The organism is Streptococcus sp. 9.1, from assembly GCF_016648815.1.
GTDB classification, from domain to species: Bacteria; Bacillota; Bacilli; order Lactobacillales; family Streptococcaceae; genus Streptococcus; species Streptococcus salivarius_E.
The window spans coordinates 69,544-84,596 of sequence record NZ_JACLQS010000006.1; the positions used below are offsets into that span (position 1 = coordinate 69,544).

Below are 15,053 nucleotides of genomic sequence, written 5' to 3' on the forward strand. Positions count from 1 at the left end.
TTCTGTTTGCATTAGGCAAAAGCTTTGTAAAATGGTATAATTGACTAGATTATAGACTTGTTAGAAAGGGGATTTATGCAACACGTATTCATTATCGGAAGTCGTGGACTTCCAGCAAAATACGGTGGTTTTGAGACATTTGTAGATCAATTAGTCTCCAACCAAGTTTCATCCCAAGTTAAATACCATGTTGCCTGCCTTTCTGATCAAAAGGCCTATGAGCATTTCGAATATAAGGGTGTAGATTGTTTCACGATTAAGGCACCGAAATTAGGACCGGCTCGCGTTATTGCCTATGATATGATGGCTATTAATTACGCTTTGAAGATAATCCATGAGGAAAATATAGAAGAACCGATTTTCTATGTTCTAGGAAATACTATAGGTGCTTTTGTGGCTCCCTTTGCTACTAAGATTCATAAAATTGGTGGTAAATTCTACATTAATCCAGATGGTTTGGAGTGGAAAAGAGCTAAGTGGCCCAAGCCAGTACAAGCTTATCTAAAGTACTCTGAGAAAGTAATGACAAGACATGCTGATTTAGTTATCTCGGATAATCCAGGCATTGAAACTTATATTCAAGATGCCTATCCGTGGTCTAAGACAACTTATATTGCTTATGGAACAGACTTATCACCGACAAGACTTACAAATCAGGATGCTAAAGTTAGAGATATTTACAAGACGTGGAACACTTACGAGAAAAACTATTATTTGATTCTTGGTCGTTTTGTTCCAGAAAATAACTATGAAACGGCCATTCGTGAGTTTATGAGTTCCTCAACAAAACGTGATTTAATTATTATTTGTAATCATGAGGGCAATGCTTATTTTGAGGAATTGCGTTCTAAAACACAGTTTGATACGGATCCACGTGTGAAGTTTGTTGGAACAGTTTATGATCAAGACCTATTAAAATATATTCGCAAAGAAGCCTTTGCTTATATTCATGGTCATGAAGTTGGAGGAACCAACCCTGGCTTACTGGAAGCTATGGCACAAACTGATTTGAATTTAGTATTAGGCGTCTCATTTAACCGGTCAGTAGCTCAAGATACAGCTTGTTATTGGAAAAAAGATGAGGGCAATCTGTCCTATTTGATTGATCAAGTAGATGGTGTTTTAGATTACTCTGAACTAGGAAAGTTAGCTAAGGAGAACATGGAACAGAACTTTACTTGGAAAAAAATTGTAGGTGAGTACGAGGAGTTATTTTTATCATGAAAGTAAATATCTTACTGTCAACCTACAATGGTGAGCAGTATTTAGCAGAACAAGTGAAGAGTATCCAAGAGCAAACCTATCAAGAGTGGAAACTTCTCATACGTGACGATGGTTCATCTGATGGGACAGTTGAAATTATTAAACAACTGGCTGCACGAGATTCACGTATTCACTTTATCAATGAGAATCATGTTGAAAACGTTGGTGTAATCAAAAGTTTCCATGCCTTACTTAAGCATGGGGAGGCAGACCTATACTGTTTCAGTGATCAGGATGATTTTTGGCTTCCTGAAAAAATCTCACTTCAAGTGGCAGAAGCCAAAAAGTATTCTCAGGATAAACCTTTACTCATTTACACAGATTTAAAGGTAGTGGATGAAAATTTATCTGTCCTGCATGAGAGTATGATTCGTACTCAGTCTGACCATGCGAATACTGAGCTGATTCAAGAGTTGACTGAAAATACAGTTACTGGTGGCGTTGCTATGATAAACCATGCTTTAGCAGAACTATGGACTGGTGAGGAAAAGCATGATTTACTGATGCATGACTGGTATCTGGGTTTGCTAGCTTCTGCCTTTGGTAACTTAGTCTATATTGATGAGCCAACCGAGCTTTATCGTCAGCATAGCAGTAATGTCCTTGGCGCCCGAACTTTGCGAAAGCGGATGAAAAATTGGGTTAGACCCCATATCCTTTTTGCCAAATATTGGAGTCTTATCAAAGCTAGTCAAGATCAGGCTAGAAATTTGTTAGAACTCCCGTTAAGTTCACAGAATAAGGAAATCATTGAAAACTTTGTGACAATTATGGATGCTCCATTTAGAGAACGTTTAGCACGTATCCGAAAATACGGTTATCGAAAAAATAGAGCTTTTCACACAACTGTGTTTACGACATTGATTCTTACAAAGTTTGCATATAGAGGAGAGAAAGATGTTAGACTTTTTTAGTCAGAAAAATCGTATTTTGTTACGAGAAATGGTTAAAACCGATTTCAAATTGCGCTATCAAGGTAGTTTAATCGGTCATTTGTGGTCTATTTTGAAACCACTTATGCTCTTTACAATCATGTACCTAGTGTTTGTTCGCTTCTTGCGTTTTGACGACGGAACACCGCATTACGCTATTGGCCTCTTAATTGGTATGGTTACATGGAGTTTCTTTTCAGAAGCGACGAGTATGGGTATGATGTCAATTGTATCAAGGGGTGACTTGTTACGAAAATTGAATTTTTCGAAAGAGATTATCGTCATTTCATCTGTTGTTGGGGCTTCAATTAACTATATTATCAACCTACTTGTTGTCTTTGTTTTTGCCTTGGTAAACGGTGTTAATTTTTCAGTTGGATGGTTGACAGTTATTCCATTATTTGCGGAACTTTTCCTTTTCTCAGCTGGTATTGCCTTTGTCTTAGCAACGCTCTTTGTTAAGTACCGTGACATTGGTCCGATTTGGGAAGTAGTTATGCAAGCTGGTATGTATGCGACACCCATTATCTATTCATTGACATTTATTTTGCAACGTGGACAAGTTAAGATTGCAAAACTGATGATGTTGAATCCTTTAGCACAAATTATTCAGGACTTGCGACATTTTATTGTCTTCTCAGGTAGCTTACGTGGTTGGGATTTAATTGGACATAAGGCTATTGCTATCATTCCGTATTTCCTACCACTTGTTATCTTTGCTATTGGTTACTACATTTTCCATCATCAAGCTAAAAAATTCGCGGAGATTCTCTAATGACAGAAAAGAAAATTGCAGTTAAAGTGGACCATGTAAGTAAGTTTTTCAAATTACCGGTTGAGTCTACTCAAAGTCTTAGAACTGCCCTAGTAAATAGGTTTAAAGGAATCAAAGGCTATAAAGAACAACATGTCTTGAAAGACATTGACTTCGAAGTTGAGGAAGGTGATTTCTTCGGAATCGTGGGACGAAATGGTTCAGGGAAATCAACATTATTGAAGATTATTTCTCAAATTTATGTTCCTGAACAAGGGACGGTTACCGTAAATGGCAAAATGGTTTCATTTATTGAACTTGGTGTCGGTTTCAACCCTGAATTAACTGGACGTGAGAATGTTTATATGAACGGAGCCATGCTTGGCTTTACGACGGCAGAAGTTGATGCCATGTATGATGAGATTGTTGAGTTCGCAGAGCTTGAAGATTTCATGAACCAAAAACTCAAGAACTACTCGTCTGGTATGCAGGTCCGTTTGGCTTTCTCTGTGGCTATCAAGGCACAGGGTGATGTTCTTATCCTTGACGAGGTTCTTGCAGTAGGTGATGAAGCCTTCCAACGTAAGTGTAATGACTACTTTATGGAACGTAAGAAATCAGGGAAAACAACAATTCTTGTAACCCATGATATGGGAGCTGTTAAGAAGTACTGTAACAAGGCTATTTTGATTGAGGACGGATACATTAAAGCCAAAGGCGAGCCTAGAGACGTTGCCAATCAATATAGTTTTGACAATACAGAACAAGTAATCACTTCAGAACAATCAGGAATTGAAAGAAGTGGTTCAGTTGTGGAAAATCTGAAGTTATCACTATTGTCTTCTAAGAGAGCGACACCAAATGAACCAATTTCATTTGATTTGATGTATACTCTGCTAGAAGATGTGCCTACTTATATTGCTATCTCATTTACAGATATTGATCGTAATATTTGGATTTACAATGATAATACGATGGATAATTTAACAAGTGGCAAGGGTGATGTTAAAGTAAACTATCAGTGTTCACTGGCAGGGCTAAACGATATTAAGTTAAAACTCGAAATTACTGTAAGGGATGCGAATAACCAAGTTCTAGCCTTTCTTCCAGCTGATGAGATTCCAGTTATTGTTCTAAATAGGGATGATATTGATGAAGATGACGAGTCAGCTAAAGATTCTGCAACTGGTATTATTCAAAGAAATGGGAAGTGGAGTTTTTCTTAAGAGAAAAAAGGGAAGTTTGAATGAAAGTATCGATTATTTGTACCAATTATAATAAGGGGGATTGGGTACGAGAGGCTATAGATAGCTTTCTCAATCAGAAAACTAATTTTGATTTTGAGATTATTATCATTGATGATGCTTCAACAGATCATTCGTATGAGATTATTCAAGAGTATCAAAAAAAGTTTCCTGAAAAAGTTAGAACTTTTCGTAATGAAGTGAATCTTGGCATTACTAGAACATGGAAAAAAGTTTGCCAAGAAGCTAAGGGTCAATACATCGCGAGATGTGATAGTGATGATTTTTGGACGGACCCATTAAAACTTCAAAAGCAAGTTGATTTGCTAGATGCTTCAACGGATTCACTATGGTCAAATACCGAATTTGACATGGTAGACCTAGACGGAAATCTTATCCAAAAAGATGCCTTTGCTAATAAGGCACTTCCTTTGATTGATTCTTACGAAGAGATGCTTGTCATGAAAGGAATGACAATGGCTTCAACCTGGGTGGTTGATACCGCTCTTATGCAAGATGTATCTGCTCAAATTAGCGATACAGCTGCAGACGATACATTTGAGTTGCAACTTGAATTATTCAAACGCACTAAAATTTCTTTTTTGAGTGATTCCACTACTGTATATCGTATGAATTTGGGATCTGATTCAAAACCTATGACATTGGAGACTGCTGAAAGGCGGTTCACTGGTATCTTAGATTCTCAAATTAAATATCTCAACAAGTATCCAGATCAGGATATTCAAAGAATTTCACACTTGGCCCTCGTTAAGGATCGTGATTTGGATATCTTAGTTTTTAAAAAAGACCGTCAGATAGAAGACTTGAATTTGAAACTAAATCAGGTATCACAGATTTCTCATGACCAAAATGAGTATATTGAAGTCTTGAAGAAAGAAAATCAAGATTTTCAAAGTGAGTTGAATCGTATACAGAGTTTATATGATGACTTACAAATCCAATATAACAGTGTTGTTACTTCGAGAAGATGGACAATACCAACTAAAATTATTAATTTCTTTAGGAGAAGTAAATGAAACGTCTATTGCTTTATGTTCATTTCAATAAATATGATCATATTAGTCGACATGTATTTTATCAACTTGAACATATGAGACCCTTGTTTGATAAATTGGTTTTTATTTCAAATAGTCGTCTTAGTGAAAGTGAAGTACAAAAGCTTCGTGATAAACACTTGATTGATGATTTTATCCAACGTGAGAATAAGGGTTACGATTTTGCTGCTTGGCATGATGGTATGGAATTTGTTGGATTTGATAACTTGAAACAGTATGATTCTGTCACTGTTATGAATGATACCTGTTTTGGTCCTCTATGGGATATGGCACCAATCTATGATAAATATGAATCAAACCCAAATGTAGATTTTTGGGGTATGACTAATCATCAAGGAATCAAGGCTGGTGATATTTATATTCATGAACATTTGCAATCTTACTTTATTTCATTTAAAAAACGTTTAGTTGAATCTAGTGTTTTCCAAAAGTTCTGGAAGTCAGTTGAGAGTTTCGAAGATGTTCAAAAGGTAATCGATAATTATGAAACTCTTTATACCAAGAAGTTTATGGATGCTGGATTTAAGTATGAATCGATTCTTAATACGATTCCACTAAATGATAAGTTTTTCCATAGTAATTTTACAATTCATTATCCTCATGTTTTGCTTGATGCAGGGGTTCCATTTATTAAGGTTAAGACATTTGATTTAACCCAGCACCTTGCACCTTATTTGCTTAAGGAAATTGAGAATAGAACGGACTATCCGGTAGAATTCATTTTGTCACACATGTCGGATATGAGTTTACCGACTCCACCTTATTTACTTGATCGCAAAGTCATTGAGGAAAGCTCAGAGACATATTCAGACACTAAAAAAATTGCTGTACATCTTCACACCTACTATGTCGACTTACTCGAAGACTTTTTGAAGCAATTTGAGAATTTTCACTTTACTTATGACCTCTTCTTAACAACGGATTCTGAAGAGAAGAAGGAAGAGATTCAGTCTATCCTTGATAAGAATGGAAAAGTAGCTCGAATCTTTATTACTGGGAATCGTGGACGTGATGTTATTCCAATGCTTAAGTTGAAAGATGAACTTTCTGCTTATGATTATATTGGACATTTCCATACGAAAAAATCACCAGAATACCCTTATTGGGTTGGAGATTCATGGCGAAATGAACTTTTCTCAATGTTAATTCAACCTGCTGATAATATTATTGCAAATCTAGAACGTGATGATAGGTTAGGGCTTGTAATTGCTGATATTCCAACTTTCTTCCGTTATACTAAAATTGTGGATCCTTGGAATGAGAATCGTTTTGCCGAAGGAATGAATGATTTATGGGAGCGTATGAATCTTGGTCGAGAAATTGACTTTGATAAGATGAATACTTTTATCATGAGTTATGGAACATTTATTTGGTTTAAATATGATGCTTTGAAACCGTTGTTTGACCTTGATTTGCAAGATGAAGAAATCCCAGCAGAACCAATTCCTCAACATACCATTTTGCATTCAATTGAGCGTATTCTAGTTTACCTCGCATGGGCAAGACGTTATGATTATGCGATTGCAAAAAACGATATCTATATTACGCCTTTTGTAGATAATGTTGTGTTAAATATCCGACCTGATACTTTACCAAATACCTATATTAATTTTGATAATATCGGTGGTATAAAAGGTGCTCTCAAATATATTATTGTAGGTCCAGGAACTGCTGTGAAGTATATTTTGAGAAGAATAAAACGTAGATTTACATCCAAGAGTAGTAAAAATACTATGAAATAGTAATTATCCCCCTCCCACTTACGAATAGGTAAGTAGGAGGTTTTTTCTTATGTATAGTATTGTATCTGAGGAGTCGGGACTTTTGCCTCGTGAGCGACTCTTACAGAAGGGTGCAGAGGTTTTATCGGACCAGGAGTTGTTGGCGATAGTGCTGCGAACAGGGACCAAGTCTGAGTCGGTCTTATCTATGGCTAATCGTATTTTGAAAGGGATGACGAGTTTGGCGGATTTGTCTCGCTTGTCCCTGAATGAGCTTCAGGAGATTCCTGGTATTGGGCGTGTGAAGTCTATTGAGCTGAAGGCTATGGTGGAGTTGGCTAAGCGGATTGAGAAGGCTGAGTTGGCTCGTTCCGAGCAGATTATGTCCAGTCAGCAGGTGGCCCGTCGTATGATGTTGGATATTGGGGACAAGCCTCAGGAGCATCTGGTGGCTATCTATTTGGATACGCAGAATCGTATTATTCAGCAAAAGACGGTCTTTATTGGTGGTGTTCGACGTTCGATTGCTGAGCCACGTGAGATTTTGCATTATGCCTGTCATCTGATGGCAACGTCTTTGATTGTGGTTCACAATCATCCGTCAGGTGAGGCCTATCCTAGTCGTAATGATATTGATTTTACTCAAAAGATTAAGCGGTCCTGTGACGACTTAGGGATTTGTCTGCTTGATCATCTGATTGTTGGCAAATCGACCTATTATTCTTTTCGTGAGGAGAGGGAGGATTTTGAGCTTTAGATTGAGCCGATGGAAAAAAGACAAGAGAAAAGCAACTGAGTGCAGTCTCAGTTGCTTTTAAAGTTCGTTAACGACGTATTCAAAGAGTTTGAGGTCTTCTTCACGTTTGTCTAGGAGAAGCTCTGGGTGCCACTGTACACCAAGAAAGCGAAGGTCTGGACTATTTGACTCAACAGCTTCGACTGTGTTGTCCTCAGGATCACGCGCAATGACACGAAGGTCAGAGGCCAAGTGTTTGATACTTTGATGGTGGAAGGAGTTGATAGAGGTTTCACTTCCGTAGATTTCTGCCAACTTACTGTTCTCATCAACAATCATCTCATGGTAGAGGTAATCAGACGGCTTGTCCTGCCAGTGATGCTCAATATCTTGATGGAGGCTACCACCTAGTGCGACGTTCATGAGTTGGGTTCCACGACAGATTGAAAAGATGGGTTTCTTCTGCTTAGTGGCTTCCTCGATGAGTGCCATTTCAAAGATATCCCGTTCGAGGAAGAAGTCATCTTCACTGGCATGGTTCTCTTCGTTGTAGAATTTAGGGTCAACGTTTTGCCCACCGATCAGGATAAGCTTATCAATCATGGAGATGTAGGTCTTGGCTTCCGAAGGATCGGATACTGGTAGTAGGATTGCTAGGCCACCGGCTCTTTGAACTCCTTCTACAAAGCCAGATGGGGCATAGGACCAGTTGATGTCTTCATGGGCTGGATTAGGCCTTACATTGGCAGTGATTCCGATAATTGGTTTAGTCATTGTTTCTCCTTGATTTTTCTTCTTCTTTCATGAAATAGAGTAGGGTTTGTAGTTCGCTAGTCAAGTCTACATATTGGACCACCACATGGCGTGGAAGATTGAGGTTAACTGGAGAGAAGCAGAGAATGCCTTCAATTCCGGCATCAACCAAAAGATCAGCCACCTCCTGAGCCTTAACTGATGGCACTGTCAGGATGGCTGTTTTGATATCTTCTTGAGCGATTTTCTCCTTGATTTGAGAGATACCATAGATAGGGATCTTATCTTCGGTTTGTGTCCCTACTAATTCATTATCATCTGTATCAAAAGCCATGACCAGCTGCATGCGATTGCGCTCTTGAAAACGGTAGTGGAGGAGGGCACGCCCGACATTCCCAACACCTACGAGGAGTACCTTGGTAGTCGCATTGTCATTAAGGAGTTCAGCGAAAAATGTCATTAGCTTATTCACATCATAACCAAAGCCACGACGACCTAGCTCACCAAAGTAGGAGAAGTCTCGACGAACAGTGGCAGGGTCAATCCCAATAGCTTCAGCAATTTGTTTAGAGCTTGCTTTGTCGATATTTTCACGATGGAATCGCTTGAAAATACGATAGTAGAGAGAGAGACGTTTGGCAGTGGCGTTTGGGATGTTTTTCTCAAATGTCATTGATCGCTTTCCTTTCTTCAATTAGTATGATTCTCTTATATTTTAAGAAAAGTTTGTGAAGATTGCAACAAAATAGTGTAGATGAGGCGATATAAAAAACCTATCACAAGGATAGGCTATTTCTATGTATTAAGAAAGAAGTTTAGACTTCTTCTTGCTCGAAAACGTTACGATCAACCAAACTCTGCATCAAGAAATAGAATTTCTCTTGCAAGATGTGATGATCTTCATTTTTAAAGATATTAACGTTACGAAGGCCAGATTTGTCTGTAATCGACAATTTGAAACCAGTCAAGTCTTTGTTAATAGTGATTTTGAGTGGGAAACCTTCGCCTGAGTTAGGCACTTTTTCGAGAAGGCGGTGCAACTCGTAGTTTCCGATTTTATTTTGCACAAAAGTCGTATCACGTAGAGTGAATTTTTTGACATTAGGACTGATGTTGTAACGGTACTTACAGTCAGTCAAATGAATGCTTTTTTCAAATGCCATGTTAGTCTCCTATGATTTGATTAAGTTTTTCTGCTAGGGCCTGGAGTTCTTCAGCGGTATTTTCCTCTGATAAACTAATGCGAATGGCTGTTTTTAGCTTGTCAGAATCCTTGCCATAGAGGGCCTGGATGACATGGCTAGGGTCAACAGTTCCAGCAGTACAAGCAGAACCTGTTGAGACAGCAAAGCCAGCTAGGTCTAACAAGGTTAAGAGAGGGCCGTTTTCCTTATCAGGAAAACTGATGTTGATGACGTGAGGTAGGCTAGGTCCTCCACCATTGATTTCATAAGGAATGGTAAGGGAATCTAGAAAGGCCTGACGAATCGTTTCAACATGCTGGTAATTGTCTTGGTAGTGGTCACTAGCATGCTTGTAAGCAGCGGTCATACCGGCAATACCGACCAGATTTTCAGTACTGGCACGGCGTTTTTCTTCTTGCTCACCACCGTGAAGTAGGTTGTCAAAATGCAAATCGTTATGATAGAGCAAGCCGACACCTTTAGGTCCGTGGAATTTATGGGCACTAATAGAGAGAAAATTGGCTCCAAGTTCCTCTGGGTGAATAGGAAGCTTTCCTGCTACCTGAACGGCATCGACGTGGAAGGCAGCTTGGTGATTGGCAAGCAAGTCACCAATTTCCTTAATAGGAAGCAATTGGCCAGTCTCATTATTGGCATACATAACAGAAACCAGAATGGTATCGTCACGTAAGGCATCAGCGATTTGTTGGGCAGTAATGACTTGATTTTCTGGTTGAATATAGGTTACTTCAAAACCAAAACGCTCTTCCAAGTAGGCCATGGTGTGAAGGACAGAGTGGTGTTCAATAGCAGTTGTAATCAGGTGCTTACCTTTAGATTGATTGGCTAGGGCGTAACCTTTGATAGCTGTATTGTTTCCTTCAGTCCCACCAGAAGTGAAAATAAGCTTACGAGCAGGGACTCCAAAGTGTTTGGCCATTTCTTCACGGGCTTCACGAAGTTCCTTAGAAGCCTGTCGACCGTAAGCATGGAGGCTGGATGGATTCCCAAAGGTTTCAGTCATGACATGTGTCATAGCTGAAATAGCAGCAGTATTTAAAGGAGTTGTTGCCGCATTGTCCAAATAAACCATAGCTTAGTCCTCGTTTGCAGTGTAAGCAAAGAGTGGGCTAAGTGGTTGACGTTCGAAAATACGAGTAGTAGCGTTAGCGATTAGCTTACTTGCTGAAATGTATTTAACGTTTGTAGGAACTTTTTCTTTAGTTGCAACTGAATCTGTCACCAAGATTTCTTTAATTGGGGCAGCGTTGAGGACTTCAGCAGCACCTCCTGCAAAGAGACCGTGACTAGCTACTGCATAGATGTCTTTAACGCCACCACGTTCAAGGATTTTAGCAGCTTCAGCAAACGTTTTACCAGTGTTAAGGATATCATCAACCAAGATTGCTGTTTTTCCTTCAACCTCACCGATGATGTAGCCTTCTTCACGTTCTGAATCATCTTGAGCGTAGTCAATGATAGCGATTGGTGCATCAAGGTAGTCCGCCAAGCTACGAGCACGTTTAACACCCGAGTTTTTAGGGCTAACAACGACAACATCACTTCCTGTGAATCCTTTTTTGTTGTAGTATTCAGCAAACAAAGGCATTGTGAAGAGGTTGTCTACTGGGATATCGAAGAATCCTTGAACTTGGACAGCGTGAAGGTCAAGCGTCAAAACACGATTGACACCAGCTTTAACTAGCATATTGGCAATCAATTTAGCAGTGATTGGTTCACGTGACGCAGCGATACGGTCTTGACGTGCATAACCAAAGTAAGGCATAACAACGTTGACAGAGTTAGCACTGGCACGTTTGCAGGCATCAATCATGATGAGCAATTCCCAAAGGTGGTCGTTAACAGGGTTGCTAGTAGATTGGATGATATAGATATCGTCCCCACGAACAGACTCTTCAATGTTGATCATGATTTCACCGTCAGAAAATTGACGTGAAGATACTTTACCAAGTGGCAATCCAGTAGCCTCAGCAATTTTTTCAGCAATCTCTGGGTTTGAGCTGAGCGAGAACAATTTCAATTGTGGGTTTGCTTTTTGATGTACCATGACGATGGTGACTCCTTTAAAAAAATAAGATGCTAAGCCCAGTTAGGGCTATTGTAATAAAACTAAAGATAGTTCTATTTTAGCAAAAAGAAGCAGAAATTTCAGCCTTCAAAGTGTGATATTAGTGAAAAATACCGAACCTTTGTTAGATAAAACGCCTTTGTATGCGTTTTTAGAGAAATCTATTACCCTCTGGAGTTCTAAATACTTGTGGCATTTGAAGCTACATGTGTTTAAAATAAAAAAACAAGGAGCCAACTCCTTGTCTAAATTTTAGTCTTTGTCTCGTTTGAGGGTAGCTACAAAGCGTGCAACCTTACTCTTGGCATACTTAAAGTCAATGTTATTTTCTTTAAGAAAGGCATCAAAGTCGTCTTTACCTTTCTCAGCATCCGAAACTTCTAGTTCAAGCTCATAGTCTTTCTTGTCAGCATAGACATTGACATCAAGAGCCATGAGGCCGATGTTGGTCTGGTACTCGCGACGGGTTGTGGTCAAATGTCCGAGGATGGTTAGGTCTTCTAGTTTAACCCCACGCTCTAGAAGAATGGATTTGATCTGACAATCAGGAAAGTCCAGTGACTTAGTCAAAGCCTTAGCATCCGCACAATCCATGGTAACGTTGTACTCCATGTTCCCGACTTTTTCAGGGATTTTCAAGGTCAGCTCACCATGAGTTGGAAGTGTCCTGATACGCAAGGATAGTTTTTTGTTTCTCATGTCACTCTGAGGAGTGTCGATGTAGTAGTTGGTTTGCGTAACAGGTGTCACATGGGAGAAAAGCATCGCTAAACGATTGTACTCGTCTTTGGTGAGTAGAGTCTTGTACTCTATCTCTAAATGGTTCATGTGTGTCCTCCCTTGTGCTTTCAAATGTGGTATAATATAACAGATTGTATTTATTTTATAAAAAACTAAAGCTTTTGACAAGGAGGAGTCCTATCTTGACCATGGATTGGGAAGAATTTCTAGACCCCTATATTCAGGCCGTAGGTGAGCTCAAAATCAAGCTCCGAGGCATTCGTAAACAATTTCGTAAGCAAAATCGTCACTCGCCCATTGAGTTTGTGACGGGACGTGTGAAGTCAGTGGCTTCCATTGAGGAGAAAATCGCCCTTCGTGGCCTTTCGATTGAAAATTTGGCTCAAGATATGCAGGATATCGCTGGTCTCCGAGTCATGGTCCAATTTGTCGATGATGTGGATGAGGTTTTGGCTTTGCTTCGTCATCGTAGTGATATGACCATAGTCTCAGAGCGTGACTATATTAGGAACCGTAAGAATTCGGGTTATCGCTCTTACCATGTTATCGTGTCCTATCCGGTTGATACCATTGATGGTCGTAAGGAAATTTTGGCCGAGATTCAGATTAGGACTTTGGCTATGAACTTTTGGGCCACCATTGAACATTCCCTTAACTATAAGTATCAGGGAAATTTTCCAGAGGAGATTAAACTTCGCTTGGAAAATACGGCCCGTATGGCTTATGAGCTTGACGAAGAAATGCGTAAGATACGTGATGATATTAGAGAAGCCCAGTTGCTCTTTGATCCAATTAATAGAACTTTGAAGGATAGTGTAGGAAATAGTGATGACACAGATGAAGACCTCTTCGGATGAGATGAAGGTAGCTATTATTGCCAATGGCAAACCCCAAAGTAGGCGTGTTGCCTCGAAACTTTTTAATGCCTTACGAGATGATCCTGATTTTTATTTGACCAAGAAAAATCCAGATGTGGTCATCTCAATTGGTGGTGATGGCATGTTGCTATCGGCCTTTCATATGTATGAAAAAGAGCTTGCGCGTGTGCGTTTTGTAGGGATTCACACGGGTCATTTAGGCTTTTATACGGATTATTTGGACAGTGAAGTGGATCAATTAATCGAGACGCTTCGAAAAGATAGTGGTGCAAAGATTTCTTACCCTCTTTTGAATGTCAAATTGACCCTGGCTGATGGTCGTTCTTTTACGTCGATTGCCCTCAATGAAGCAGCCATCAAGCGTAATGAGAAAACCATGGCAGCAGATGTTTGCCTTAATGATGTCTTGTTTGAGAGCTTCCGTGGAGATGGGTTGTCAGTGTCGACGCCTACAGGATCAACGGCCTACAATAAATCCTTGGGTGGTGCGGTCCTTCATCCCACTATTGAAGCCTTGCAACTGACAGAGATTGCCAGTCTTAATAATCGTGTGTACCGGACCTTAGGAAGTCCCCTTATTGTGCCCAAGCATGAGAAGATTACCGTTTATCCTACCCGAATGGGAAGCTACACTCTATCCGTTGATAATAAAACCTATACCAACCGTAATGTGAAAAAGGTAGAATTTTCAATCGACCAACGTAAGATTTCCTTTGTTGCTAGTGCCAGTCACACAAGTTTCTGGGAACGCGTACGTGATTCCTTTATTGGAGACATGGAAGAATGAGATATGAATTTACCGTAGGACGTTCCTGTCGAGTTAAGACCTTTTTGAAGGAGCATGATATTTCAAAAGGACTTCTGGCCAAGATTAAGTTTGAAGGTGGTCATATTTGGGTTAATGGCGAGGAGCAGTTTGCGACTTATCCTGTCCATGAAGGAGATGTGGTTACTATTGAAATTCCTGATGAGGCGCCACACGAGACCTTGAAACCCATTCCTTTTGACCTGGATATCGTCTATGAAGATGATAACTTCTTGGTGGTTAATAAACCTTATGGTTATGCCAGTATTCCAAGTGTTAACCATGACAATACCATGGCTAACTTTGTTAAATATCATTTTGTTAGCAATAATTATCCTAACCAGCGGGTGCATATCGTGACACGTCTAGATAAGGACACGTCTGGTCTTATGCTGTTTGCTAAGCATGGTTATGCCCACGCGCGTATGGATAAGCAGTTGCAGCAGAAGTCTATTAAGAAACATTACTACGCCTTGGTTGAAGGTGATACCAAACTTGAGGAGCAGGGAGAAATCATTGCACCGATTGCGCGTGATGTGGATTCAATTATTACACGTCGGGTTCATAAATCAGGGAAATATGCCCATACGAGCTATCGCTTGGTAGCTGATTATGGTAGGGTTAAACTGGTTGATATCAATCTTCATACCGGACGTACGCACCAGATTCGTGTGCACTTTGCTCACTTAGGTTTGCCTCTTTTGGGAGACGACCTTTATGGAGGGTCCCTAGACTACGGTATTAAGCGTCAAGCCTTGCATTGTCATCGTCTTGCCTTTATTGATCCTTTCACCAAAAAAGAGATGGTCCATGCATCTTCCTTGACAGATGATTTTGAAACCGTTATCATGAACTTACAAACTAAAAAAGATTGATT

Annotated in this window: 16 protein-coding genes; 10 read left to right on the forward strand and 6 right to left on the reverse strand. The window is 39.7% G+C overall.

The window, feature by feature from the left end; translation table 11 throughout:
- The first annotated feature begins 75 nt into the window (after window positions 1–75).
- The 7 genes from cps2T to radC are packed head-to-tail and all read left to right on the forward strand — an operon-like array spanning window position 76 to window position 7,747.
- Window positions 76–1,224, forward strand: coding sequence for a beta 1-4 rhamnosyltransferase Cps2T (gene cps2T / locus H7T93_RS05905; RefSeq protein WP_037611845.1), 1,149 nt, complete (start codon window positions 76–78; stop codon window positions 1,222–1,224).
- Window positions 1,221–2,177 (forward strand): glycosyltransferase family 2 protein, encoded by a 957-nt coding sequence (locus tag H7T93_RS05910; RefSeq protein WP_038676534.1) that lies wholly within the window; start codon window positions 1,221–1,223, stop codon window positions 2,175–2,177. The genes cps2T and H7T93_RS05910 overlap by 4 nt, the downstream gene beginning before the upstream one ends.
- The gene (locus tag H7T93_RS05915; protein WP_037611841.1) at window positions 2,161–2,970 is read left to right on the forward strand and encodes an ABC transporter permease; all 810 of its coding nucleotides are present in this window, start codon (window positions 2,161–2,163) and stop codon (window positions 2,968–2,970) included. Before H7T93_RS05910 ends, H7T93_RS05915 begins: the two co-directional genes overlap by 17 nt.
- Entirely contained in the window at window positions 2,970–4,175 is a 1,206-nt protein-coding gene (locus tag H7T93_RS05920) for an ABC transporter ATP-binding protein (RefSeq protein ID WP_037611840.1), read from the forward strand. Before H7T93_RS05915 ends, H7T93_RS05920 begins: the two co-directional genes overlap by 1 nt.
- Window positions 4,176–4,195: 20 nt before the next feature.
- Window positions 4,196–5,230 (forward strand): glycosyltransferase family 2 protein, encoded by a 1,035-nt coding sequence (locus H7T93_RS05925; RefSeq protein WP_037611839.1) that lies wholly within the window; start codon window positions 4,196–4,198, stop codon window positions 5,228–5,230.
- A complete protein-coding gene (locus H7T93_RS05930; protein ID WP_037611837.1) occupies window positions 5,227–7,011 on the forward strand; it encodes a rhamnan synthesis F family protein in 1,785 nt (594 codons plus the stop codon). Before H7T93_RS05925 ends, H7T93_RS05930 begins: the two co-directional genes overlap by 4 nt.
- A 49-nt stretch (window positions 7,012–7,060) precedes the next feature.
- Window positions 7,061–7,747, forward strand: a complete 687-nt coding sequence (gene radC / locus H7T93_RS05935; RefSeq protein ID WP_049545259.1) for a RadC family protein — start codon at window positions 7,061–7,063, stop codon at window positions 7,745–7,747.
- A gap of 57 nt (window positions 7,748–7,804) precedes the next feature.
- On the opposite strand, the gene H7T93_RS05940 is transcribed toward radC, so the two are convergent.
- From H7T93_RS05940 to H7T93_RS05965, 6 genes are all read right to left on the reverse strand, one after another.
- Window positions 7,805–8,500 carry a gamma-glutamyl-gamma-aminobutyrate hydrolase family protein gene (locus H7T93_RS05940; RefSeq protein WP_014634832.1) on the reverse strand — a complete coding sequence of 232 codons (696 nt, stop codon included), beginning with the start codon at window positions 8,498–8,500 and terminating at the stop codon, window positions 7,805–7,807.
- Window positions 8,493–9,152 (reverse strand): redox-sensing transcriptional repressor Rex, encoded by a 660-nt coding sequence (locus H7T93_RS05945; protein WP_049545260.1) that lies wholly within the window; start codon window positions 9,150–9,152, stop codon window positions 8,493–8,495. The genes H7T93_RS05940 and H7T93_RS05945 overlap by 8 nt, the downstream gene beginning before the upstream one ends.
- A 142-nt stretch (window positions 9,153–9,294) precedes the next feature.
- Window positions 9,295–9,642: a DUF1831 domain-containing protein gene (locus H7T93_RS05950; protein ID WP_037603045.1), complete on the reverse strand. Its 348-nt coding sequence runs from the start codon at window positions 9,640–9,642 to the stop codon at window positions 9,295–9,297.
- A gap of 1 nt (window position 9,643) precedes the next feature.
- Window positions 9,644–10,756, reverse strand: a complete 1,113-nt coding sequence (locus tag H7T93_RS05955) for a cysteine desulfurase family protein (RefSeq protein WP_201041686.1) — start codon at window positions 10,754–10,756, stop codon at window positions 9,644–9,646.
- A 3-nt stretch (window positions 10,757–10,759) separates the two neighbouring features.
- A complete protein-coding gene (locus H7T93_RS05960) occupies window positions 10,760–11,731 on the reverse strand; it encodes a ribose-phosphate diphosphokinase (RefSeq protein ID WP_002884482.1) in 972 nt (323 codons plus the stop codon).
- Window positions 11,732–12,004: 273 nt separating this feature from the next.
- Window positions 12,005–12,580, reverse strand: a complete 576-nt coding sequence (locus H7T93_RS05965) for a CYTH domain-containing protein (RefSeq protein ID WP_002886838.1) — start codon at window positions 12,578–12,580, stop codon at window positions 12,005–12,007.
- Window positions 12,581–12,675: 95 nt separating this feature from the next.
- Between H7T93_RS05965 and H7T93_RS05970 the strand changes: the two genes are divergently transcribed.
- Genes H7T93_RS05970 through H7T93_RS05980 form a run of 3 tightly spaced genes read left to right on the forward strand, consistent with a single transcriptional unit; the run spans window position 12,676 to window position 15,051 of the window.
- Complete coding sequence (locus H7T93_RS05970) at window positions 12,676–13,350, forward strand: GTP pyrophosphokinase family protein (protein ID WP_201041687.1); 675 nt, start codon at window positions 12,676–12,678, stop codon at window positions 13,348–13,350.
- Window positions 13,322–14,158: an NAD kinase gene (locus tag H7T93_RS05975; protein WP_080611878.1), complete on the forward strand. Its 837-nt coding sequence runs from the start codon at window positions 13,322–13,324 to the stop codon at window positions 14,156–14,158. Before H7T93_RS05970 ends, H7T93_RS05975 begins: the two co-directional genes overlap by 29 nt.
- On the forward strand, window positions 14,155–15,051 hold the full coding sequence (locus H7T93_RS05980; RefSeq protein ID WP_049554141.1) for an RluA family pseudouridine synthase: 897 nt from the start codon (window positions 14,155–14,157) through the stop codon (window positions 15,049–15,051). Before H7T93_RS05975 ends, H7T93_RS05980 begins: the two co-directional genes overlap by 4 nt.
- Window positions 15,052–15,053: the final 2 nt, after the last annotated feature.